A 22365-nucleotide genomic window follows, 5' to 3' on the forward strand; every position below is an offset into this window, starting at 1 on the left:
GATGCTTTCAAATCTTTATTTAACACTAAATTATAATGCAGCAACGTGCTTAGTTAATTTAGATTTTAAATTACTCGCTTTATTCTTGTGAATAATATTTTTCTTTGCTAATTTATCTACCATAGCAATTACTTTAGGAAATAATTCCTCAGCCTCTTTCTTCTCTGTAGCCGCACGCAAATCTCTAACAGCATTACGAGTAGTTTTATGCTGATACTTATTTCTTAATTGCTTAGCGCGATTGCTTCTAATTCTTTTTAATGCTGACTTATGATTTGCCATTATAAATTTTGTATTAAATTTTTTGTAGTCCGTAGGGGAATCGAACCCCTGTTACCAGGATGAAAACCTGGCGTCCTAACCCCTAGACGAACGGACCATTTTATTTGTTTACAACAACACTATTATTTCGTTATTGCGGATGCAAAAATACAACTATTTTTCAATCCACAAAATTTTTTTTTAAAAAATTAATAAGCTTTTGCAAATAATACTCTTTGACTCGATTTTTGTCCTGAAAATACACATTTCCCTTCTTCAATTTTACCATCTAAAGGTATACATCTAATGGTAGCTTTGGTTAATTCTTTAATTTTTTCTTCAGTTTCTGCAGTTCCATCCCAATGTGCTGAAACAAAACCTCCTTTTGTTTCTAATGCTTGCTTAAATTCTTCAAAGGTATCCACTTCAGTTGTGTGTTCATTTCTATACTCAACAGCTCTATCAAATAAATTAGTTTGAATTTTATCTAATAATACAGAAACATAATCAACAATGGCGTCTTGTGATACAGTTTCTTTTTCTAAAGTATCTCTTCTAGCAACTTCAATAGTGTTATTTTCTAAATCTCTACTTCCAATTGCAATTCTAATTGGAACTCCTTTTAATTCATATTCTGCAAACTTTGCACCAGGTCTAAAAGTATCTCTATCATCATATTTTACCGAAATTCCTTTTGCGCGCAATCCTTTTACAAAAACTTCAACTCTTTCTGAAATTGCTTCTAATTGATCATCACCTTTATAAATAGGAACAATAACCACTTGTATTGGAGCTAATTTTGGAGGTAGTACCAACCCAAAATCATCTGAATGTGTCATTATTAAACCTCCAATTAACCTGGTAGAAACTCCCCAAGAGGTTGCCCATACATATTCTTGTTTTCCTTCTTTAGATGTATATTTTACATCAAAAGCTTTTGCAAAATTTTGCCCTAAAAAATGTGATGTACCTGCTTGTAATGCTTTTCCATCTTGCATTAAAGCTTCAATTGTAAAAGTTTCATCTGCACCTGCAAATCGTTCACTTTCAGATTTTGATCCTTTTATAACTGGCATTGCCATAAAGCCTTCTGCAAACTCAGCATATACTTTTTGCATTAACATTGCTTCTGTAATAGCTTCACTTTTAGTTGCATGAGCTGTATGTCCTTCTTGCCATAAAAACTCGGCCGTTCTTAAAAATAAGCGTGTACGCATTTCCCAACGCACTACGTTTGCCCACTGATTTATTAATAATGGTAAATCTCTATATGATTGAATCCATCCTCTATATGTATTCCATATTATTGCTTCTGAAGTAGGGCGAACAACAAGTTCTTCCTCTAATTTGGCAGTTGGATCTACGCGTAGTTTTCCTGGATTATCAGGATCATTTTGCAATCTATAATGTGTTACAACTGCGCATTCTTTAGCAAAACCTTCGGCGTTTTTTTCTTCAGCTTCAAATAAACTTTTAGGCACAAACAATGGAAAGTAAGCATTTTCATGGCCTGTTTCTTTAAACATTTTATCTAACTGAGCTTGCATTTTTTCCCAAATAGCATAACCATAGGGCTTAATAACCATACAACCTCTAACTGCTGAATTTTCAGCTAAATCTGCCTTTACAACCAACTCATTATACCACTTGGAATAATCTATTTCTCGCTTTGTTAAATTCTTACTCATAATCAAAAGTTTGGCACAAATATTGCACCTTTTTATAATAAAAATGCTAATTTCGACAAAATTAGTTTTTTTTAATAGTTCAACAACAAAAATTTCAACTGATTATGGAAGTTTCAAATTTATTTACCAAAAAATATGCCCAAATAAGCACTTTAGTTGTTTTATTAGGCACTTTATATTCATGTGGCACCTACCAAAGTGCTTACAATTATGATGATGACGGAATTTACACTTCCAACACCAATGTTCAAAATAGTGAAGATATTGTTATTGTGGATGAAGATGAATTTGACAAAACTTACTTCAAACGTCAGCTTGAAAAAATGGAAGAACTAGATAATTCTGACATATTAACAAATGTAGATGAATATTATGATGGATATTATAATGATGATGAAGGTGATTATGACGCTGATTATAACGCTCCGTGGGAATACACAAATGATGTAACCATTTCCATTAACAATGGTTATAGCGGTTTTGGATTTGGTTATAATCCGTTTTACTATGATTATCATGATTATTATTATTCACAGTACTACAATCCTTGGCGTTATAGATACTATTCTCCATTCTATTATGATTTAGGCGGATATTTCCCGTACAGTTATGGCGGATATTACGGCTATTACGGTTATAACAATTATTACAGAAGTTATTTTTACCCTCGGTACGGAGGTTATTACAATTACTCGTATAATAACGGCTACTATAATAAATTTGATAGTTACGGAAAAAGAAGTTCCTATGTTTCTAACGGAAGAAACACTACATCATCCTCATCTCAAAGAACTGTTAGCAGCACAAGAAGAACGCCTTATAATTCTTCAAACTCCACTTATAATGGAACAAGAAGATCTTCAAGTAATACAGTAATTGACAGAAGTTCATCAACAAGATCTTCTACAAGATCAAACGGTACAATTCAAAGAAATATAAATTCTACAACAAGATCATCAGGTACTAACACTAGAAATAGAGATTACTTTAGAACTGGGAATAATAGAATAGAATCTTCTAACAATGGTTATATAATTAGAAGATCAACAAATTCGAGTTCCAATAATACTAACTATCCTACAACTAGAAGAAGTTCTTCAAGTTCTAACAATAATAGTAGTTCAACCAGAAACAATTCTTCTAGTTCTAACAACAATAGTAATTATACTAGAAGTAGCTCATCAAGCTCAAACAATAATAGTAGTTCAACCAGAAGTCGATCTGATTCTACAATAAGATCATCTAGTGCTAATTCATCAAGAGCATCAAGTAGTGGATATTCAGAAAATTCTTCTACAAGAAGTAGCTCTAGAAGAAATTAATAACCTCATTACAATTTTATACATTATGAAAAAATTATTTTTAGCAATGGTAATTTTTACTGCCTATTTTTCAAATGCGCAAACATTATCATACAACGACATAGGCGAATTATTTTCAAAAGAGACTATAAATGGAACTGCAAGGTTCAATGCAATGAGTGGAGCTTTTGGTGCTTTAGGTGGTGATATGTCTGCCATTGATGTAAATCCGGCGGGTGCAGTAGTTTTCTCAAAAAGTGAGGTTGCACTTTCATTATATAACAAAACCATTAAAACTAATGCTAGCTTTTATGGTTTAAACCAAAATAGTGAAAATGAATTTTTAGATTTATCTCAAGCAGGTGGTGTAATGATTTTTACAACTAATGACAATTCTGGTTGGGGAAAATTTGCATTAGGTTTTAATTATGCGGTTACGAATGATTTTAATAACTCGTGGACAGCAAAAGGTAATAGTGGTTACGCTCCTATTACAGATTTTTATGATCCTGATGTGGTTTATTTAAACTCTGATGGTCATTATTTTGAAAATTATACAGATGGAAAAAATGAAAAATACACTTTTACATTTGCTTCAGAATATAACAATAATTTAATGCTTGGTTTTTCTTTAAGCACATATAATATTGACCATTATCAACGTGTTTTAACTGAAGAATACAATAATGATGGTAATCAAAATACTTTTGACGTTTCTCAAAATCAAGAATTATTAACCTATGGTGATGGAATTTCTTTCAATTTAGGAATTATATCAAAACCAAATGACAATGTTCGTTTAGGTTTAGCATTTCAATCACCAATTTGGTACTCACTTGCAGAAGAATTTTTAGAATATGATGCCATAATATTTGAAAACAATACAAACATTACCGATCAATTTTCAATAGATGATACATATTCTGGCACTAATGGTTTTGATTATAGATTAAAAACTCCATCAAAACTAACAGGTAGCGTTGCGTATATATTTAACAAATCTGGTTTAATTAGTTTAGATTATATTTATAAAAACTACAGCAATATTAAACTAAGTAACGGTAATTTTACAGCCGAAAATCAAGGATTTAAAAATGATTTAGAAAACGCTACAGAATTAAGACTTGGAACAGAATGGAGAGTTGATGCTTTTTCTTTTAGAGGTGGCTATCATTATGAAAAAAATCCTTACAAAAACGCATATCAATCTGATGATATCGAAGGATTTTCATTAGGTGCTGGGTTTAAATTTAGAGGCGGAAGAGTAGATTTTTCGTATTTAAATTCAACAAATACTGCACCTTATAATTTTTATCCAAATAATAACCAAATTAACAATGCTGAATTAGATATTGACACATCAAGATTTACAGCAACATTGGTTTTAAATATATAACCTCAAAATTTATTTACTGAAAACGCCTCAATATTGAGGCGTTTTTTTATTATTAACACATTTGCTAAACAAGTTTTAGTACTTTTGCACAAAATTTAATTAAATGAAAGCAATTACCTTATATATAGAAAAAACTAATTCAGACACTATTTTAAAATTTTCATCAAACAATATTTTAACAAGTGGTAGTTATGATTTTAATAATATTGATGAAGCTAAAAATTCACCATTAGCTCAACAATTATTTCATTTACCATTTGTAAAACGCGTATTTATTTCTGCAAATTTTATAGCAATTGAACGTTTCTCAATTGTTGAATGGGCCGATGTACAAGAAGAAGTAAAAGAACAATTAGAAAACTACATTAATAATAATGGCGTTATTATTTCTGAAGAAATTGTTTCAAAAAAAATACCTGTAGAAGTATATGCTGAAGTTACTCCTAACCCTTCAGTTTTGAAATTTGTAGCCAATAAAAAATTAGTTGAAACAGATGTAGAGTATAAAAATATTGAAGAAGCCAAAAACTCTCCACTAGCAACTGAACTTTTTAATTTCCCTTTTACAAAAGAAGTTTTTATTTCAGAAAACTATGTATCCATTACTAAATTTGATATTGTTGAATGGAGTGAAGTAACTGTAGAAGTTAGAAGTTTTATAAAACAATTTATAGCTAACGGAAACACAATTGTAAATACAACTGCTGAAAAACCAGCAAAAACTATAACTAACAACACAAGTAATAGTGAAAATTTAGACGATGTTTCGCTTCAAATTATCAATATTTTAGATGAATATATTCGTCCAGCTGTTGCTGCAGATGGAGGAAACATTTTATTCCAATCGTACAATCAAGACTCTAAAACTGTAAATGTAATTTTACAAGGCGCTTGTAGTGGCTGTCCATCATCAACAATTACTTTAAAAAACGGAATAGAAAATATGCTAAAACAACTAATTCCTGGAAAAATTGAAGAAGTTGTTGCTGTTAATTATTAAATAATTATGACCGAAAAAGTAAAACCATATAAAAACTCTGACTTAGGAAAAAAAGAACAAGTTGCTAAAATGTTCGACACTATTTCAAATGAATACGATGGATTAAACCGCGTTATTTCATTTGGAATTGATGTTTCTTGGAGAAAAAAAGTAGTTGAAATTATAAAAAAAACTAATCCTTCAACAATTTTAGATATAGCTACTGGAACTGGTGATTTAGCCATTCATTTAGCAAAAACCAATGCTACAAAAATTATTGGTTTAGATATTTCAGAAGGTATGCTTCAAGTTGGGCGTAAAAAAATTGAAGTATTAAAGTTAAATAATACCATTGAAATGGTTTTTGGTGATTCAGAAAATATTCCATTTGAAAACAATTCTTTTGATGCTATTACGGTTGCCTTTGGCGTTCGTAACTTTGAAAATTTAGATAAAGGTTTATTGGAAATTTATAGAGTTTTAAAACCTGGCGGAACATTTGTAGTTTTAGAAACTTCGGTACCAACAAAAACTCCATTTAAACAAGGTTACAATTTTTATTCAACAAAAATACTTCCTACAATAGGTAAATTATTTTCAAAAGACAAAGTAGCTTATAAATATTTATCCGATTCAGCGGCTTCTTTTCCTTTCGGTGATGCCTTCAACAATATTTTATTAAAAAATGGGTTTATAAATGTTGAAAACAGACCTCAAACATTTGGAGTTGCTTCAATTTATATCGCTAAAAAATAATATATGAGAAAAGTTGTTGCTATTACAATTTTAATTTTTACAATAAACAGCCTACAAGCTCAAAAAAGAAGAGGAGTTGAGTACCACCAAAATTGGGATAAACAAAAAGTATTTTGGGGTTATTATTTAGGCTTTAACAAAAAAGATTATAAAATTACTTATTTAACGGATAATGTAAATGTTGAAGTAGCCTCAACAGCTGGATTTAATGTTGGATTAATTGGAAATTTACGTTTGCATGAAAATGTATCAATCAGATTAGAACCAGGTCTTTCAAGCAATACTAAAACACTAACTTTTAACCATATTATTGGTGATGATAAAGATAGAGTTAGAGAGGTAAACTCTACCTATTTACGTGTTCCATTATTGTTAAAGTTAAATACAGATAGGTACAATAATATTAGACCTTATATTGTTGGTGGAGTTTCTTACGATTATAATTTTTCTAGCAATCAAAACAATCCTGATGATAATTATGATGGCGAATTTAGAATGAAAAAAAATAACTTTATGTATGAAATTGGTGCAGGCATTGATATTTATTTACCTTATTTTATTTTTTCTCCTTCTATAAGAGGTGTTTTTGCTATTAATGATGAATTGATTAGAGACAACAACCCAAACAGTCCTTGGACAGGACCAATCGATTATTTTGGAACAAGAGGTATTTTTTTAAAATTAGCTTTTCATTAAGTTAAACGTTTAAATTCACTTAATAAAATTGCGGTAGCTGTAGCTACATTTAAACTTTCAGTTTGCTGCAAATTTCCAAAACGAGGTATTGAAATTGCATTATTTGTCAGATTTAAAATTTGTTCACTAATACCGTTAGCTTCATTACCCATAACTAGAACTCCACTTTTAGGTAAATTACTTTTATAAACATTTTCACTACCCATTAAAGTTGCAAAAATAGGTAATTGCGTGTTTTTTAAATAATTTTCAATTGCAGTATAAACAATTGACACTCTTGTTAATGAACCCATTGTTGCTTGCACAACTTTGGTATTATAGCAATCTACCGTATTTTCTGAACAAATTAATTGATCAACACCAAACCAATCACATAATCTAATAATAGTACCCAAATTACCTGGATCATTAACACCATCTAAAACTAAAATTAATCCATCATTTTTTAGTTTTTGAACTTTAGGAATTTTAAATATTGCAACAACATTGTTAGGTGTTTTTAAGGTGCTAATCTTTTTTAAAATTGCATCTGAAACAAGATAACAGTTTTCAATATTTGAGTAAGGAGAACTATCTACACAAAAAAGCTGATCCAATTCAAAATTTGAATGCAAAAACTCATCAACTACTTTAGTTCCTTCGGCAATAAATAAATGATGTTTTAATCTGTACTTTTTTTGTTTTAAACTCGTTATTAATTTAAATTGATTTTTGCTTAAACTCATTAAATTGATTGTAAAAATTGTAATTTGCTAATACCTTGAAATGTTTTACATTTGAAACAAATTTAAACTCTTATTTTTTGAAAAACAATTTTATAATATTTTTAATTTTAATAAGTTTAACTTTAAGTTTTTCATCATGCAATACATTAAAATATGTTTCTGATAATGAATTATTACTTACAAAAAACGCCGTTTTTGTAAATACTAAAAAAAATGTAAATACTGAAATTACAGATTATATTGTTCAACGCCCAAATCAGCTGGTTTTAGGCATTCCTTTTCCGCTTTATTTTTACAATATTGGAAACAAAAATTTTGAAACAGATTTTGAAAAATGGAAATCAGAAAATCCTAATTCTTATAAATTTACCACCAATATTTTTTCAGAAAAACAAACTAGAGGTGTTCGAGATTTTAAATATAGAACACACCAATGGTTTTTAAATAATGGTGAACCACCTGTAATTTTTGATGCTAAAAAGGCCATTCAAACAGTAGAAAACTTAACACAACATTATTATAACGAAGGTTATTTTAATGTAAATGTAGAATACGAAGAACATAAAATAAAAAATAAAAAAGTTGCAATTAATTACCTAATAAACACAGACAAACCTTATACATTAGATACCATTTCAACTGCAATAGAATCTGCCGTATTAGACTCTATTTACAATCTTTACAAAGAAAAATCGGAACTAAAAACGGGTAAACAGTTTAAATTATCGTTTTTTATTGATGAGCAAAATAGAATTACCAATCTTTTTAGAAATTCAGGAATTTACAGATTTAACAAAAATGCAATTACTTTTGAAGCTGACTCAACTAAAACCAATTACTCATCAGACATTACTTTAATAATTAATGATAGTATTGCTAGTGTGCCATTTAAAATTCAAAAAATAAAAGATGTAAATATTTACACCGACTATGCTTACAACACCAAAGATGAGCCAATTAAAACAAAAGTAGAATACAATGGATACTCTTTTTTAGCCATTGACAATTTAAAATACAATCCAAAATTATTATTGAATTCGGTTTTTATTCAGCCTAATGATATTTATAAAGATGAAACAAGAGAATTAACGCGTAAAAATTTAAGACGTTTAAATAATTTCAGATCCGTAGATATAAAATATGAAGAAACTGAAGATGATATGCTTAATGCATCTATTTTTTTAACACCTTTAAAAAAATATTCAATTGGTTTTAATACTGAGCTTACTCATTCCAATATTAGACAACTTGGTGTTTCAGGAAAATTATCATTTTTAAATAGAAATATTTTTAAAGGCGCTGAAATTTTAAAATTTTCCGTTCAAGGTTCGTTTCTAGACTCAAAAGATGCAGCAGACCAGAGTAGTTTATTAAATGCTTGGGAAATTGGTAGTGATATTTCTTTAGAAATTCCACGTTTTTTTATACCATTTAAATTAAAGTCAATTATTCCAAAAAATATGGCTCCTTCAACAACTTTAACTTTAGGAACCAGCCTTCAAAAAAATATTGGTTTAGATAAACAAAAATTTACTGGAATTATAGATTATACTTGGGAGTCATCAAAAAATAAAAAACATAGTTTTCAAATTGTAAATGCACAGTTTATTAAAAATTTAAATGTTAGTTCATACTTTAATATTTACAAATCCGAATTCAATGAAATTTCATCAATTGCAAGCACCTATTTTAATGAAAACATAGAAACTACTGGTGTTATTAATTTTATAGATACAAATATTGATTCTAATTTCGAATCATCAAATCCTACCGAATATCGCATAATTCAAAATATAAAAAACAGGTACAACATTATTACTGAAGATGTTTTAGTACCTATTTCGGCATATACTTTTACATATAACAATAGTGAAAATTATAAAGACAATGACTTTTCGTTTTTTAGAGCTAGATTGGTTTCTTCAGGAAATTTAACAACACTATTATCTAATGAAAGAGATGAAAATGGCACAAAAACCTTATTAAAAACACCAATTGCCCAATATATTAGAACGGATTTAGAATATAAAAAGTTTTGGAATGTATCTTTAGAAAATGTTATTGCATTCAGAAGTTTTTTAGGCATTGCAATACCTTACAAAAACTCCAGTTCAATTCCATTTAGCAGAAGTTACTTTATTGGTGGTCCAAACGATTTAAGAGCATGGAAAATTTACGATTTAGGTCCAGGATCCACAAAAAGTGGTTTAGAATATAATGTTGGAAATTTAAAATTTATTTCAAGTTTAGAGTATCGCTTTAAAGTAATTAATAGCATAAAAGGTGCTTTATTTATTGATGCCGGAAATATTTGGGACATTAACAATTCATCAGTAGTTTCAAGTGACGCCAAATTTAACGGATTTAGTTCTTTAAAAGATATTGCAGTTGGAACCGGCTTTGGTATTAGATACGATTTAAGTTTTATATTACTTCGATTAGATATTGGATTTAAAACCTACGAACCTTATTTAGATAATGGGAAAAAATGGTTTCAACACGTAAATTTCACTAATAATGTGTACAACTTTGGTATAAGTTATCCTTTTTAAATAAGCACTAATACTATTTCGTTTTCGTTTTTTTTTCTTTACAAGCATTAATTTAACCCAATTATTCCTTAATTTTGTTTCCATAAATCAAAACTAAATTATACTTAATATATTATGAGTCACACAATTAAACCAGGAGTTGCAACAGGAAACAAAGTGCAAGAAATTTTTCAATTAGCAAAAGCTAAAAAATTCGCATTGCCAGCTGTAAATGTTATAGGATCAAATACTATTAATGCCGTTTTAGAAACTGCAAAAGAATTAAATTCTCCAGTAATTATTCAATTTTCAAATGGTGGAGCGCAATTTAACGCAGGAAAAGGATTATCAAATGCAAATGAAAAAGCAGCTATCGCTGGTGCTATTGCTGGTGCAAAACACGTACATACTTTAGCGGAAGCTTATGGAGTTGTTGCAATTTTACATACAGACCATTGCGCTAAAAAATTATTACCTTGGATTGATGGATTATTAGATGCTGGTGAGCAATTTTATAAAGAAAATGGAGTGCCACTATTTAGTTCTCATATGATAGACCTATCAGAAGAGCCATTAGCTGAAAACATTGAAATATGTAAAACATACCTTGAAAGAATGAGTAAAATGGGTATGACTTTAGAAATAGAATTAGGAATTACAGGCGGAGAAGAAGATGGTGTTGATAATTCTGATGTTGATGCTTCAAAATTATATACACAACCAGAAGAAGTTGCTTATGCTTATACTGAACTTAAAAAAGTAAGTGATAACTTTACAATTGCTGCATCTTTTGGAAATGTTCATGGAGTTTACAAACCAGGAAACGTAAAATTAACTCCTAAAATTTTAGATAACTCACAAAAATACATTCAAGAAAAATACAATACAGGTGTAAATCCAGTAGATTTTGTATTCCACGGTGGTTCTGGATCTTCATTAGAAGAAATTAGAGAAGCTATTGGTTATGGTGTTATTAAAATGAACATTGATACCGACTTACAATTTGCTTTTATGGAAGGAATTAGAGATTTTATGGTAAATAATATTGACTATTTAAAAACTCAAATTGGAAACCCAGAAGGCGCTGATGTGCCTAACAAAAAAATGTACGATCCAAGAAAATGGGTACGTGAAGGTGAGTTAACTTTTAAAACTAGATTAATACAAGCTTTTAAAGATTTAAACAATGTAAATACATTGTAAACCAATTATTTACACATATTTTTAAACAAAGAGAATATATTTTTATATGTTCTCTTTGTTTTTTTTAGTAATTTGCACCACTATATTCAACTAAAACAATATTTTATATGTCATCTTGGTTTAAAAGAAAAGATAAAGGAATTCAAACACCTACAGACAAGAAAAAAGACGTACCAAAAGGTTTATGGTATAAAACCCCAAGCGGTAAAATTGTTGATACTGACGAATTAAAAGAGAATTATTATGTAAGTCCAGAAGATGGATATCATGTTCGAATTGGAAGTGCTGAATATTTCGAAATTCTTTTTGACAACAATGAATTTACAGAGTTTGATAAAGATATGGTATCAAAAGATCCTCTTAATTTTACGGACACAAAAAAATATACCGAAAGATTAAAAGAAGCCTATACCAAAACCAACTTAAACGATGCTGTTAGAACAGCTGTTGGAAAATCTTTAGGAAAAGACTTAGTAATTGCTGCTATGGATTTTGCATTTATTGGAGGCTCAATGGGAAGTGTTGTTGGTGAAAAAATTGCCAGAGCAATTGATTATTCAATAAAAAACAGAATTCCATTTTTAATGATTTCAAAATCTGGTGGCGCAAGAATGATGGAAGCATCATACTCATTAATGCAACTGGTTAAAACATCTGCTAAATTAGCACAACTTGCTGATGCAAATATTCCATATATATCATTATGTACAGATCCAACAACTGGAGGAACAACCGCCTCATACGCAATGTTAGGAGATATTAATATTGCAGAACCAGATGCTTTAATTGGATTTGCTGGACCAAGAGTTGTAAAAGATACAACAGGAAAAGATTTACCTGAAGGTTTCCAACGCTCAGAATTTGTGCTAGAACATGGCTTTTTAGATAAAATTATTGAACGTAAAAATTTAAAAAAACAAATAAATTTATATATAGATTTAATTGAAAACATACCTGTTAGAAAATAATAAATAATAAAAAAAGAGCGCAATTAGCGCTCTTTTTTATAAAGTACTACCTACTTTTAGTTTCTTTGCCTGCTTCATTTGTATAAATTACAACATTATCACAACTTCAATCTCCAAATTTACAGTACGCAAAGCATCTTTTTATTATTTTTAAAACACTACTAACAACATATTACTAAAAAATAAGTTCTTATTATAATTCATTGCTTTTCAAAATAATAGTAGTATATTTGCCGACTGATAGCGACTTGAAGTTGCATCATTACATAAAAATTATTAAAATAAATTAATGTTAGCATGTACTTAACAAAAGAAAAAAAAGCAGAAATTTTTGCAAAACACGGAGAATCAGCAACAAACACTGGCTCTACAGAAGGTCAAATTGCCTTATTTACTTACAGAATTAACCACTTAACTGAACATTTAAAAAGAAATCGTAAAGATTACAACACTGAACGTTCATTAGTAAAATTAGTAGGTAAAAGAAGAAATTTACTAGACTATTTAATTAAAACTGATATTGTAAGATATCGTGAAATTATTCAGGAATTAGGATTAAGAAAATAATATTCTTTATTTAAAAGAGGCGAATTTTGCCTCTTTTTTATTTTTTTAATTCTAAAAAAGAAAGCTTAAATTAAACTTTTCATTGGTAAACACACAACACAACAACAAACCAATTGTTTAATTAATTTTAAAACTTATTTATGATACCTAAGGTACATACACAAATTATTGAATTAGGAGATGGAAGAACCATTTCATTAGAAACAGGAAAATTAGCAAAACAAGCGCACGGATCGGTTGTTGTAAGAATGGGTAACGCTATGTTACTTTGTACAGTAGTATCCAACTACAGTGCTAGCCCAGGAGTAGACTTTTTACCTTTAACTGTTGATTACAGAGAAAAATTTGCTGCTGCTGGAAAATACCCAGGAGGTTTCTTTAAAAGAGAAGCAAGACCAAGTGATGACGAAGTATTGACAATGCGTTTAGTTGATCGTGTTTTACGTCCTTTATTCCCAAAAGATTACCATGCTGAAACACAAGTTATGATACAATTAATGTCGCATGACGTTAATGTAATGCCTGATGCTTTAGCTGGAATAGGTGCTTCTGCAGCTATTATGTTAAGTGATATTCCTTTTGAAACACCAATTTCTGAAGTACGTGTTGCGCGTATTAATGGTGAATTTGTTATCAACCCAAGCAGAGCTCAATTAGTTAATGCTGATATTGATATGATGGTTGGTGCCTCTGCAGATTCAGTAATGATGGTTGAAGGTGAAATGGATGAGTGTAGCGAAGAAGAAATGGCAGATGCTATTAAATTTGCGCACGAAGCTATAAAAGTTCAATGTGCTGCTCAAATTGCATTGGCTGAAGCTGTTGGTAAAAAAGAAACGCGTGAATACGAAACTGCTGTTACTGATGAAACTTTAGAAAAATTAGCACATGATTTTGCTTACCAAAAAGTATATGATATTGCTAAAGCCGGAAGTGCTAAACATGAACGTAGTGCTGCTTTTGCAGAAATTAAAGAAGCATTTAAAGCAACTTTTACAGAAGAAGAATTAGCTGAAAAAGGAGCTTTAATATCTCAATATTATTCAAAAGCTGAAAAAAGTGCTGTAAGAAACCTTACCCTTGAAGAAGGCTTACGTTTAGACGGTAGAAAAACTACTGAAATTCGTCCTATCTGGTGCGAAGTTGATTATTTACCTTCAACTCACGGTTCTTCAATATTTACACGTGGAGAAACTCAAGCATTAGCAACAGTAACTTTAGGAACTTCAAGAGATGCTAATATTTTAGATTCAGCTACTTTTGAAGGTGAAGAAAGGTTTTACTTACACTATAACTTCCCTCCTTTTTCAACAGGTGAAGCTCGTCCTTTAAGAGGAACTTCACGTAGAGAAGTAGGTCACGGAAACTTAGCTCAACGCGCTTTAAAAGGAATGATTCCAGCTGATTGCCCTTACACTGTAAGAGTTGTATCTGAAGTTTTAGAATCTAATGGTTCTTCTTCAATGGCAACAGTTTGTGCTGGTACAATGGCATTAATGGATGCAGGTGTACAAATGAAAAAACCGGTATCTGGTATTGCTATGGGATTAATTTCTGACGGTGATCGTTATGCTGTTTTATCTGATATTTTAGGTGATGAAGATCATTTAGGTGATATGGACTTTAAAGTTACAGGTACTGCCGACGGAATTACCGCTTGTCAAATGGATATCAAAATCAAAGGTTTATCATACGAAATCTTAGTAAAAGCATTAAAACAAGCTCGAGAAGGTCGTTTACATATTTTAGGAAAAATTACTGAAACAATTGCACAGCCAAATGCTGATGTAAAACCTCATTCGCCTAAAATGATAACCAAAGTTATTCCTAACGATTTTATTGGTGCTTTAATTGGTCCTGGTGGAAAAGTAATTCAAGAATTACAAAAAGAAACAGGTTGTACTATTGTTATTAATGAAGACCCAATTACTACTGAAGGAATTGTTGAAATTTTAGGAACTAACCAAGCTGGTATTGATGCTGTTTTAGCAAAAATTAGCTCGTTAATGTTTAAACCTGAAGTTGGTAGTATTTACGAAGTTAAAGTTATAAAAATGCTTGATTTTGGTGCAGTTGTAGAATATACAGAAGCTCCAGGAAATGAAGTATTATTACATATTTCTGAATTGGCTTGGGAACGTACTGATAATGTTACTGATGTTGTAAATATGGGTGATGTTTTTGATGTGAAATATTTTGGAAAAGATCCAAAAACACGTAAAGATAAAGTTTCAAGAAAAGCACTTTTGCCAAAACCTGAAGGCTTTGTAGAAAGACCTCCAAGAGACGATAAAAGAGGTGGTGGACGTGATAACCGTGGTAGAGATAACCGTGGTAACGACAGAGATAGAAAACCAAGAGACGATAGAAAATAATATATTACAAAAAATGCTTTTCAATATTGAAAAGCATTTTTTATTTCATAAAAATAAAAGAAGCCATACATCTAAATAAATTTATTTGTAATTTGGCTTCTTTCTTTTTAACAGCAAATACTAATCATTTAGTTCACTGTTAAATTTAAATTATTAGAAAAACTAACCCATTATTTTTTTCTAATAATTAGTTAATAATTAGAGCCCCAATTTTTTATTTTATAATTACTTTTTGATCTACAAAATGTTTGATTGGTAGTACCACAATGCCATCAGCAGTTTTAATAGTAATACATATATTATCAATTTCTTGGATAACACCTTCCACTTTTTTTGTTTTAATATGTTGCCCAATCTCAAAATTTCTGCGTGAATAGAATCCAAATAACAATCTGGTAATGATATCTCTTGCCCCAAATCCAAAAGCTATTGTAAATGATATTAAAACCGATCCTAATATTAATGTTAAATTACTTGTGATTATTTCTGTATTAACACCTGCTTGGTTTAATGCTGTAATAGATACAAATACTACAATTACATAAAAAGCAATATTACTTACCAAATTAGAACCCGAGAGTTCCATAGATTTAAAAGTGCTTACTATTGTATTTTTTATTATTGAAGCAAAATAAACTCCCACTACAAAAATTAACAAAGCTGTAATTAAAATTGGTAAATACGCTATAAAACTTCCAATTCCTTCAGAAATCATTTTTAATCCTAATATTTCTGAAGCTATAACTACAAAAATTAGAATTAATAAATATTTTACAAATTTTAAAATAATGTCAGAAGGCACTACATCGTAGTCACTTTTACCAAATAATTTTGCTTCATTTAATTTTGTGGTAATCGCATCTATTTTAGTTACTTTTAAAAGTCGTTTTAAAACAAAGTTTACCACTTTAATAGCTATATATGCTATAATTATAAACCCAATACCTAACAATATTTTTGGTATAAATGCTAAAATAGATCTCCACAAATCTTGTGCAAACGAAAAGTTTACATTTTCTAATTGAATAATTAATTTCATTTTTAATATAGGTTAGTTACTATTGAATTATTCTTTCAATAAATTATTAATGTTGTTGTTTTTCTTTTTTACTGATTCCTTCTCAGTAATTAAAAATTCGTTTATGGTACTTGGATATTTTACAGCAAATAAATCAGCTATATCAATAGAAAGTTTAATCAACGAAATATCATTAATTACCTTTTCCCGAAGTACTTTTGGCACTTCTTCATTATGTAATATTTTCTTAAACGGATTTTCCATTATTTAAGATTATTATATACATTAATTACTTTCTCTCTGGCTCTTTTTAAGCGCATTTTTACAGCACTTTCACCAATTTCCAATGATTCTGAAATTTCTTTTATTGAAAAATCATCTTGATATTTCATCAATAAAATCATTTTATCATCTGGCTCTAATTGGTCCAATGCTTTTTGTAATTTATCAGCTTTCATTTCAAATAAAGCCTCTTCGCTAGTATCGTGCTCTTCTGTGGCTGATAATTCACCTTCAAAATTCTTTTCATTTTTTTTATAATTATTTCGTGTTACATAATTCACACAAAAATTATAAGTAAATGAATATAGCCAAGTAGAAAACTTAGCTGTTCCTTTAAACGTTCTTAATTTTACAAATAGCTTAATAAAAATATCATGGGTTAAATCTTGCGCTTCTTCTTTAGAGCTTGCAAATCCGTAACACTTATTATAAACCATACTCACATGTCTATCATAAAGCACAGCAAACAAATGTGTATTATTTGTTTTAACTATCCTTTTAACCAACTCGTTATCACTTAATAACGCTATGTCGTCAGCTGATTTCAATTATCTTTTATTGGGTTATATTTTATAAGACTCTTTAATAACAAAAAAGTCACAAAAAAATATTTTTTTATTTTATTTGTAACATTTTCAAAAATACAACGTATATATATTAGACCCTATTAATAAACAAAATAATTTTTAGCTACTAAATGAGACAACTTAAGATTACAAAACAGGTTACTAACAGAGAAACCGCATCATTAGATAAGTATTTACAGGAAATTGGAAAGGTAGATTTAATTACTGCCGAAATGGAAGTTGAATTAGCACAACGAATTAAAGCAGGAGATCAAGTAGCTTTAGAAAGATTAACAAAAGCAAATTTACGTTTTGTTGTATCTGTAGCAAAACAATATCAAAATCAAGGTTTAACATTACCCGATTTAATTAACGAAGGAAATTTAGGTTTAATTAAAGCTGCAAAACGTTTTGATGAAACACGTGGTTTTAAATTTATTTCGTACGCTGTTTGGTGGATTCGTCAATCAATTTTACAAGCATTAGCAGAACAATCTCGTATTGTACGTTTACCTTTAAACAAAATTGGTTCTATTAATAAAATTAATAAAATGTATGCGTTTTTAGAGCAAGAAAATGAAAGACCTCCTTCTGCTGAAGAAATTGCAAAAAAATTAGATATGACTGTGAATGATGTAAAAGAGTCTATGAAAAACTCTGGCCGTCACGTATCTATGGATGCTCCTTTAATTGAAGGTGAAGATTCTAACCTTTATGATGTATTAAATACAGGTGAATCTCCAAATCCTGATAAAGCCTTATTACACGAATCTTTAAAAGTTGAAATTGAACGTGCTTTAGAAACTTTAACACCAAGAGAAGCAGATGTTGTGCAATTATACTTTGGTTTAGGTGATGCGCACCCTATGACTTTAGAAGAAATTGGTGAAACTTTTGATTTAACACGCGAACGTGTGCGTCAAATTAAAGAAAAAGCAATTAGAAGATTGAAACATACTTCAAGAAGTAAAATTTTAAAAACATATTTAGGTTAATTTCTATTAACTTTTTAAAAGTCAATAAAAACGCTCGAAATTTCGAGCGTTTTTTGTTTATAAATCATACTTTTGCAAAAAACTTATTAAAATGAACAAATTTATTGCTCCATCTATGTTAGCGGCAGATTTTGCTAACTTACAACGTGATATTGAAATGATTAACAACAGTAAAGCCGATTGGTTTCATATTGATGTTATGGACGGTATGTTTGTTCCCAATATTTCTTTTGGAATGCCCGTTATTAGTGCGATTAAAAAGCATGCTAAAAAAATAATGGATGTGCATTTAATGATTGTTGATCCAGACAGATATATTGCTGATTTCAAAAAAGTTGGAGCAGATATTTTAACGGTACATTATGAAGCTTGCCCACATTTACATAGAACTGTGCAAGAAATAAAAAGGCAAGGAATGAAAGCTGGAGTATCTTTAAACCCGCATACACCTATTGCTGTTTTAGAAGATATTATTGCCGATTTAGATTTGGTGCTAATTATGAGTGTAAATCCAGGTTTTGGCGGACAAAGTTTTATTGAAAACACTTACAAAAAAGTGCAACAATTAAGAGCGTTAATTGAATTTAGTGAATCTGATGCACTAATTGAAGTTGATGGTGGTGTAACAGATCAAAATATTGAACAATTATTAGAAGCTGGTGCCGACGCATTTGTTGCCGGAAGTTTTGTATTTAAAAGTGAAAATCCAACAGAAACTATTGCAAATTTAAAAGGATTAGTATCAGGAATTTAAGCCTTTTCCAGTTCGTATTGTTCCAATAAATATTTTAGCAAATCTGTAGTGGTTACTATTCCAACTAATTCATCTAAATCTACAACTGGTAATGCATGAAATTCATTTTTTGCTAAAATTTCAGCAACTGATTTTATTGTAATATTTGAAGTTACTTTAATTGGATTTTTCACCATAATTTGCTCAATGCTAAGCATATCATAAATAGCATTATCAATTTTAATTTCATCAGCATCGTACGAATCTAAAAAGCTAATTCTCCTTAAGTCCGACAAACTTAACATTCCTATTATATGTTTTTTTGTATCCACAACAGGAATATGACGAATATGAAAATCTTTAAACAACCGCTCAGCTTTATATAAATCGTCAGATAGTTTTAACGTTACAAGCTTTGTTGACATTATTTTTGATACAGGCTCTAGACGTTTCATAATTAAAATATTTTCTAATTATATAAAGTTCTTAAAATATTAGTAAATTTAGTATGACCAAAATCATATTAAACAATTTTTGAGGCGCTATATTAGCATTCTAATTCCTAAATTCTTAAAAATATTTTCAATGAAAAGGCAACTTTTTAATATTCATATCACGTTTGTTAACCTAATTTTTATTTTAATTGTCGTTTCTTGTACAACAAAAAATGAAAAATTAACCATTGCAACTGCAGCAAACATGCAATATACAGTTAATGAAATGACTGATATTTTTTATTCTGAAACGGGTATTGAATGCCAAACAGTTGTTTCATCTTCTGGAAAATTAACGGCACAAATACAAGAAGGCGCCCCTTTTGATATTTTTATTTCCGCAGATACTAAATATCCTAATGAATTATTTAAAAACGGTTTCACACAAACTGAACCAAAAATTTACGCTTTCGGAAAGTTAATTTTATGGACTTTAAAGAATGACATACAACCATCATTATCAAATTTAACTTCCGAAAAAATAAAACATATTGCAAGCCCTAATCCTATCACTGCACCTTACGGAATTGCAACTGAAGAAGTTTTAGCATATTATAAAATTTTAGATTCTGTTAAATCTAAACTAGTTTTTGGGGAAAGTGTTGCACAAACCAACCAGTTTATTACATCAAAAGTTGCAGAATTGGGTTTCACAGCAAAATCGGTAGTTTTAAGTCCAAATTTAAAAGAAAAAGGTATTTTTATTGAAATTGATGATAAATCTTATAATCCAATTGCCCAAAGTGCTGTTATCATTAAAAATACTGGGAAAGACCTTAGTAAATCGGAAAAATTCTTTAATTTTCTGTTTTCAAAAAAAGGAAAAGAAATTTTAAAAAAACACGGTTATACTGTAATAGATAATGAATAAATTACAAGGTTCTATTAATAATATTATTACCAGCGAAAGTTTATCTTTAGTATATATTCTAGTCAATAATACAAAAATTACAGCTATTGTAATTGATACGCCAACAACAAATCCTTTATTGCAAATTGGAAAAGCTGTTACGGTAATTTTTAAAGAAACAGAAGTGATTATTGGTACTGGAACAAATCATACTATTAGTATGCAAAATAAATTTGTAGGTCCCATTTTATCTATAGAATCTAAGGATTTGTTAAGTAAATTAATTATTGAAACTACTGTTGGTAAAATAACATCTATTATTACAACAAATGCTGTAAAACAATTAAAATTAGTTGTTGGATTAAAAGTTACTGCTATGGTTAAAACTAACGAAATTTTAGTAACAGAATGATAGATTGGGCACCACTTATATTAACCTTTAAACTGGCATTAATAACTACATTTTTGCTTTTTATAATTTCCATTCCATTGGCATATTGGATGGCTTTTACAAAGTCAAAATTTAAACCGGTTATTGAAACATTGGTAAGTATGCCACTTGTGTTACCGCCAACTGTAATTGGATTTTATTTACTAATTGCTTTTAGCCCTGCAAATTCCTTTGGAAATTGGTTAAATGAATGGTTGGGTTTAAAGTTGGTTTTTTCTTTTGAAGGATTACTTTTTGCATCCGTACTTTATAGTTTACCATTTATGGTACATCCAATTCAAAGCGGATTTGCTAATTTACCAGTTTCATTAAAAGAAATGTCATATATATTAGGAAAATCGAGATTTACCACCATTGTTAAAGTGCTTTTACCAAACATAAAATCATCATTATTAACTGGTATCGTATTGGCTTTTGCACATACAATTGGTGAATTTGGTGTTGTTTTAATGATTGGAGGAAATATACCTGGAAAAACAAAAGTTGCATCTATTGCTATATATGATGAAGTAGAAGCACTAAATTATGGCGCAGCAAACACTTATTCCTTAATTTTATTTACTTTAACTTTTAGTATTCTTTTAATTGTGTATTTGTTTAATAATGGTTATTTAAAACAGTTTCACAAATGATAGCATTAAATTTTCAAAAAAAATTAATTGCTGCTAATGGTAAAATGCTGCTTTCTGTTGAAACCTTAATTAAAGAAGGTAGCTTGGTAACATTATTTGGTAAATCTGGTGCTGGAAAAACTACTATTTTAAGAATTTTGGCGGGTTTAACTCAACCTGATTCCGGTAAAATTAGTGTTCATAATTCCATTTGGCTAGATACCCAAAACAACATAAATTTAAAACCTCAAAAAAGAAAAGTTGGTTACGTTTTTCAGGATTATGCATTGTTTCCAAATATGACGGTAAAAGAAAACTTAGAATTTGCACTAAATAAAGAAGATAACAGTAATATTATAAATCATTTAATTGAAATGGTTGAATTAGGTGAATTACAACATCGTAAACCATTTACACTTTCTGGTGGACAACAACAAAGAGTTGCATTAGCAAGAGCCTTGGTGCAAAAGCCAAAAATACTTTTGTTAGATGAGCCGCTTTCTGCTTTAGATGAAGAAATACGATATAAATTACAAAAATATATTTTAACTGTACATAAAGAATTTGGCTTAACAACATTATTAATTAGCCACGATGTTTCTGAAGTTTTAAGAATGTCTGACCTTGTTATTGAACTAAATGAAGGGAAAATAATTAGACAAGGACCCACAAATCAAATTTTTAATTATCAAGATTTAAGTGCGAAATTTCAATTAACAGGAACATTAATCCAAATCATAAAACAAGATTTTATTTACATTTTATCTGTTCAAATTGGAAAAGATATTGTTAAAATTGTTGCAGATGAAAGTGAAGGAAATAATTTAGCTATTGGCGATAAAATTTTAGTTTCAGCAAAAGCGTTTAACCCTATAATACAAAAAATAGGATAATTTATTAAAAAACTATCCTATTTCTA

Annotated in this window: 23 protein-coding genes and 1 tRNA gene; 16 read left to right on the forward strand and 8 right to left on the reverse strand. The window is 29.4% G+C overall.

Features of this window, described 5'->3' with window-relative positions:
* Positions 1–30 precede the first annotated feature (30 nt).
* The 3 genes from rpsT to proS all read right to left on the reverse strand — a co-directional run bounded on the left by rpsT (position 31) and on the right by proS (position 1949).
* Positions 31–282 carry a 30S ribosomal protein S20 gene (gene rpsT / locus BM335_RS07810; RefSeq protein WP_090225135.1) on the reverse strand — a complete coding sequence of 84 codons (252 nt, stop codon included), beginning with the start codon at positions 280–282 and terminating at the stop codon, positions 31–33.
* A gap of 25 nt (positions 283–307) precedes the next feature.
* A tRNA-Glu gene (locus tag BM335_RS07815) sits at positions 308–379 on the reverse strand.
* A 91-nt stretch (positions 380–470) separates the two neighbouring features.
* The gene (gene proS, locus BM335_RS07820) at positions 471–1949 is read right to left on the reverse strand and encodes a proline--tRNA ligase (protein WP_090225137.1); all 1479 of its coding nucleotides are present in this window, start codon (positions 1947–1949) and stop codon (positions 471–473) included.
* Positions 1950–2053: 104 nt separating this feature from the next.
* On the opposite strand from proS, the gene BM335_RS07825 reads away from it, so the two are divergent.
* The 5 genes from BM335_RS07825 to porT all read left to right on the forward strand — a co-directional run bounded on the left by BM335_RS07825 (position 2054) and on the right by porT (position 7077).
* A complete protein-coding gene (locus BM335_RS07825) occupies positions 2054–3271 on the forward strand; it encodes a hypothetical protein (protein WP_090225140.1) in 1218 nt (405 codons plus the stop codon).
* 25 nt (positions 3272–3296) lie between these two features.
* Positions 3297–4646 (forward strand): OmpP1/FadL family transporter, encoded by a 1350-nt coding sequence (locus BM335_RS07830; protein WP_090225142.1) that lies wholly within the window; start codon positions 3297–3299, stop codon positions 4644–4646.
* A gap of 103 nt (positions 4647–4749) precedes the next feature.
* Positions 4750–5646: a NifU family protein gene (locus BM335_RS07835; protein ID WP_090225145.1), complete on the forward strand. Its 897-nt coding sequence runs from the start codon at positions 4750–4752 to the stop codon at positions 5644–5646.
* Between the two features lie 6 nt (positions 5647–5652).
* Positions 5653–6381 carry a bifunctional demethylmenaquinone methyltransferase/2-methoxy-6-polyprenyl-1,4-benzoquinol methylase UbiE gene (ubiE, locus tag BM335_RS07840; RefSeq protein WP_090225146.1) on the forward strand — a complete coding sequence of 243 codons (729 nt, stop codon included), beginning with the start codon at positions 5653–5655 and terminating at the stop codon, positions 6379–6381.
* 3 nt (positions 6382–6384) lie between these two features.
* On the forward strand, positions 6385–7077 hold the full coding sequence (porT, locus tag BM335_RS07845; RefSeq protein WP_090225149.1) for a type IX secretion/gliding motility protein PorT/SprT: 693 nt from the start codon (positions 6385–6387) through the stop codon (positions 7075–7077).
* On the opposite strand, the gene BM335_RS07850 is transcribed toward porT, so the two are convergent.
* Positions 7074–7802: a TrmH family RNA methyltransferase gene (locus tag BM335_RS07850; protein ID WP_090225152.1), complete on the reverse strand. Its 729-nt coding sequence runs from the start codon at positions 7800–7802 to the stop codon at positions 7074–7076. The genes porT and BM335_RS07850 overlap by 4 nt on opposite strands.
* Before the next feature lie 77 nt (positions 7803–7879).
* On the opposite strand from BM335_RS07850, the gene tamL reads away from it, so the two are divergent.
* The 5 genes from tamL to BM335_RS07875 all read left to right on the forward strand — a co-directional run bounded on the left by tamL (position 7880) and on the right by BM335_RS07875 (position 15446).
* On the forward strand, positions 7880–10354 hold the full coding sequence (gene tamL, locus BM335_RS07855; protein WP_245780641.1) for a translocation and assembly module lipoprotein TamL: 2475 nt from the start codon (positions 7880–7882) through the stop codon (positions 10352–10354).
* Between the two features lie 114 nt (positions 10355–10468).
* Entirely contained in the window at positions 10469–11536 is a 1068-nt protein-coding gene (gene fbaA / locus BM335_RS07860; protein ID WP_090225156.1) for a class II fructose-bisphosphate aldolase, read from the forward strand.
* 107 nt (positions 11537–11643) lie between these two features.
* Entirely contained in the window at positions 11644–12504 is an 861-nt protein-coding gene (gene accD / locus BM335_RS07865; RefSeq protein WP_090225158.1) for an acetyl-CoA carboxylase, carboxyltransferase subunit beta, read from the forward strand.
* A 297-nt stretch (positions 12505–12801) separates the two neighbouring features.
* Positions 12802–13071 (forward strand): 30S ribosomal protein S15, encoded by a 270-nt coding sequence (gene rpsO, locus BM335_RS07870; RefSeq protein ID WP_090225160.1) that lies wholly within the window; start codon positions 12802–12804, stop codon positions 13069–13071.
* Positions 13072–13211: 140 nt separating this feature from the next.
* On the forward strand, positions 13212–15446 hold the full coding sequence (locus BM335_RS07875; protein ID WP_090225162.1) for a polyribonucleotide nucleotidyltransferase: 2235 nt from the start codon (positions 13212–13214) through the stop codon (positions 15444–15446).
* Positions 15447–15660: 214 nt separating this feature from the next.
* Here BM335_RS07875 and BM335_RS07880 read toward each other — a convergent pair whose 3' ends face one another.
* From BM335_RS07880 to BM335_RS07890, 3 genes are read right to left on the reverse strand one after another with little or no spacing between them, the layout of a single operon-like run.
* Positions 15661–16485, reverse strand: coding sequence for a mechanosensitive ion channel family protein (locus BM335_RS07880; RefSeq protein ID WP_090225165.1), 825 nt, complete (start codon positions 16483–16485; stop codon positions 15661–15663).
* 27 nt (positions 16486–16512) lie between these two features.
* A complete protein-coding gene (locus BM335_RS07885; protein WP_090225167.1) occupies positions 16513–16728 on the reverse strand; it encodes a hypothetical protein in 216 nt (71 codons plus the stop codon).
* Entirely contained in the window at positions 16728–17294 is a 567-nt protein-coding gene (locus BM335_RS07890) for an RNA polymerase sigma factor (RefSeq protein WP_090225169.1), read from the reverse strand. The genes BM335_RS07885 and BM335_RS07890 overlap by 1 nt, the downstream gene beginning before the upstream one ends.
* Before the next feature lie 149 nt (positions 17295–17443).
* Here BM335_RS07890 and BM335_RS07895 point away from each other — a divergent pair, with 149 nt between their 5' ends.
* Positions 17444–18307, forward strand: a complete 864-nt coding sequence (locus BM335_RS07895; RefSeq protein WP_090225171.1) for a sigma-70 family RNA polymerase sigma factor — start codon at positions 17444–17446, stop codon at positions 18305–18307.
* Between the two features lie 91 nt (positions 18308–18398).
* Positions 18399–19061, forward strand: a complete 663-nt coding sequence (gene rpe / locus BM335_RS07900; RefSeq protein ID WP_090225174.1) for a ribulose-phosphate 3-epimerase — start codon at positions 18399–18401, stop codon at positions 19059–19061.
* Here the strand turns inward: rpe and BM335_RS07905 are convergent.
* Positions 19058–19465 carry a CBS domain-containing protein gene (locus BM335_RS07905; RefSeq protein ID WP_317041029.1) on the reverse strand — a complete coding sequence of 136 codons (408 nt, stop codon included), beginning with the start codon at positions 19463–19465 and terminating at the stop codon, positions 19058–19060. The two genes, rpe and BM335_RS07905, sit on opposite strands and share 4 nt — an antisense overlap.
* 160 nt (positions 19466–19625) lie before the next feature.
* On the opposite strand from BM335_RS07905, the gene modA reads away from it, so the two are divergent.
* From modA to BM335_RS07925, 4 genes are read left to right on the forward strand one after another with little or no spacing between them, the layout of a single operon-like run.
* Positions 19626–20405 (forward strand): molybdate ABC transporter substrate-binding protein, encoded by a 780-nt coding sequence (modA, locus tag BM335_RS07910; protein WP_090225180.1) that lies wholly within the window; start codon positions 19626–19628, stop codon positions 20403–20405.
* On the forward strand, positions 20398–20796 hold the full coding sequence (locus BM335_RS07915; RefSeq protein WP_090225183.1) for a TOBE domain-containing protein: 399 nt from the start codon (positions 20398–20400) through the stop codon (positions 20794–20796). Before modA ends, BM335_RS07915 begins: the two co-directional genes overlap by 8 nt.
* A complete protein-coding gene (modB, locus tag BM335_RS07920) occupies positions 20793–21467 on the forward strand; it encodes a molybdate ABC transporter permease subunit (RefSeq protein WP_090225185.1) in 675 nt (224 codons plus the stop codon). Before BM335_RS07915 ends, modB begins: the two co-directional genes overlap by 4 nt.
* Positions 21464–22339: an ABC transporter ATP-binding protein gene (locus tag BM335_RS07925; protein WP_090225188.1), complete on the forward strand. Its 876-nt coding sequence runs from the start codon at positions 21464–21466 to the stop codon at positions 22337–22339. The genes modB and BM335_RS07925 overlap by 4 nt, the downstream gene beginning before the upstream one ends.
* The last annotated feature ends 26 nt before the right edge of the window (positions 22340–22365 follow it).

The sequence above is a fragment of the Lutibacter maritimus genome, from assembly GCF_900116115.1.
GTDB classification, from domain to species: domain Bacteria; phylum Bacteroidota; class Bacteroidia; order Flavobacteriales; family Flavobacteriaceae; genus Lutibacter; species Lutibacter maritimus.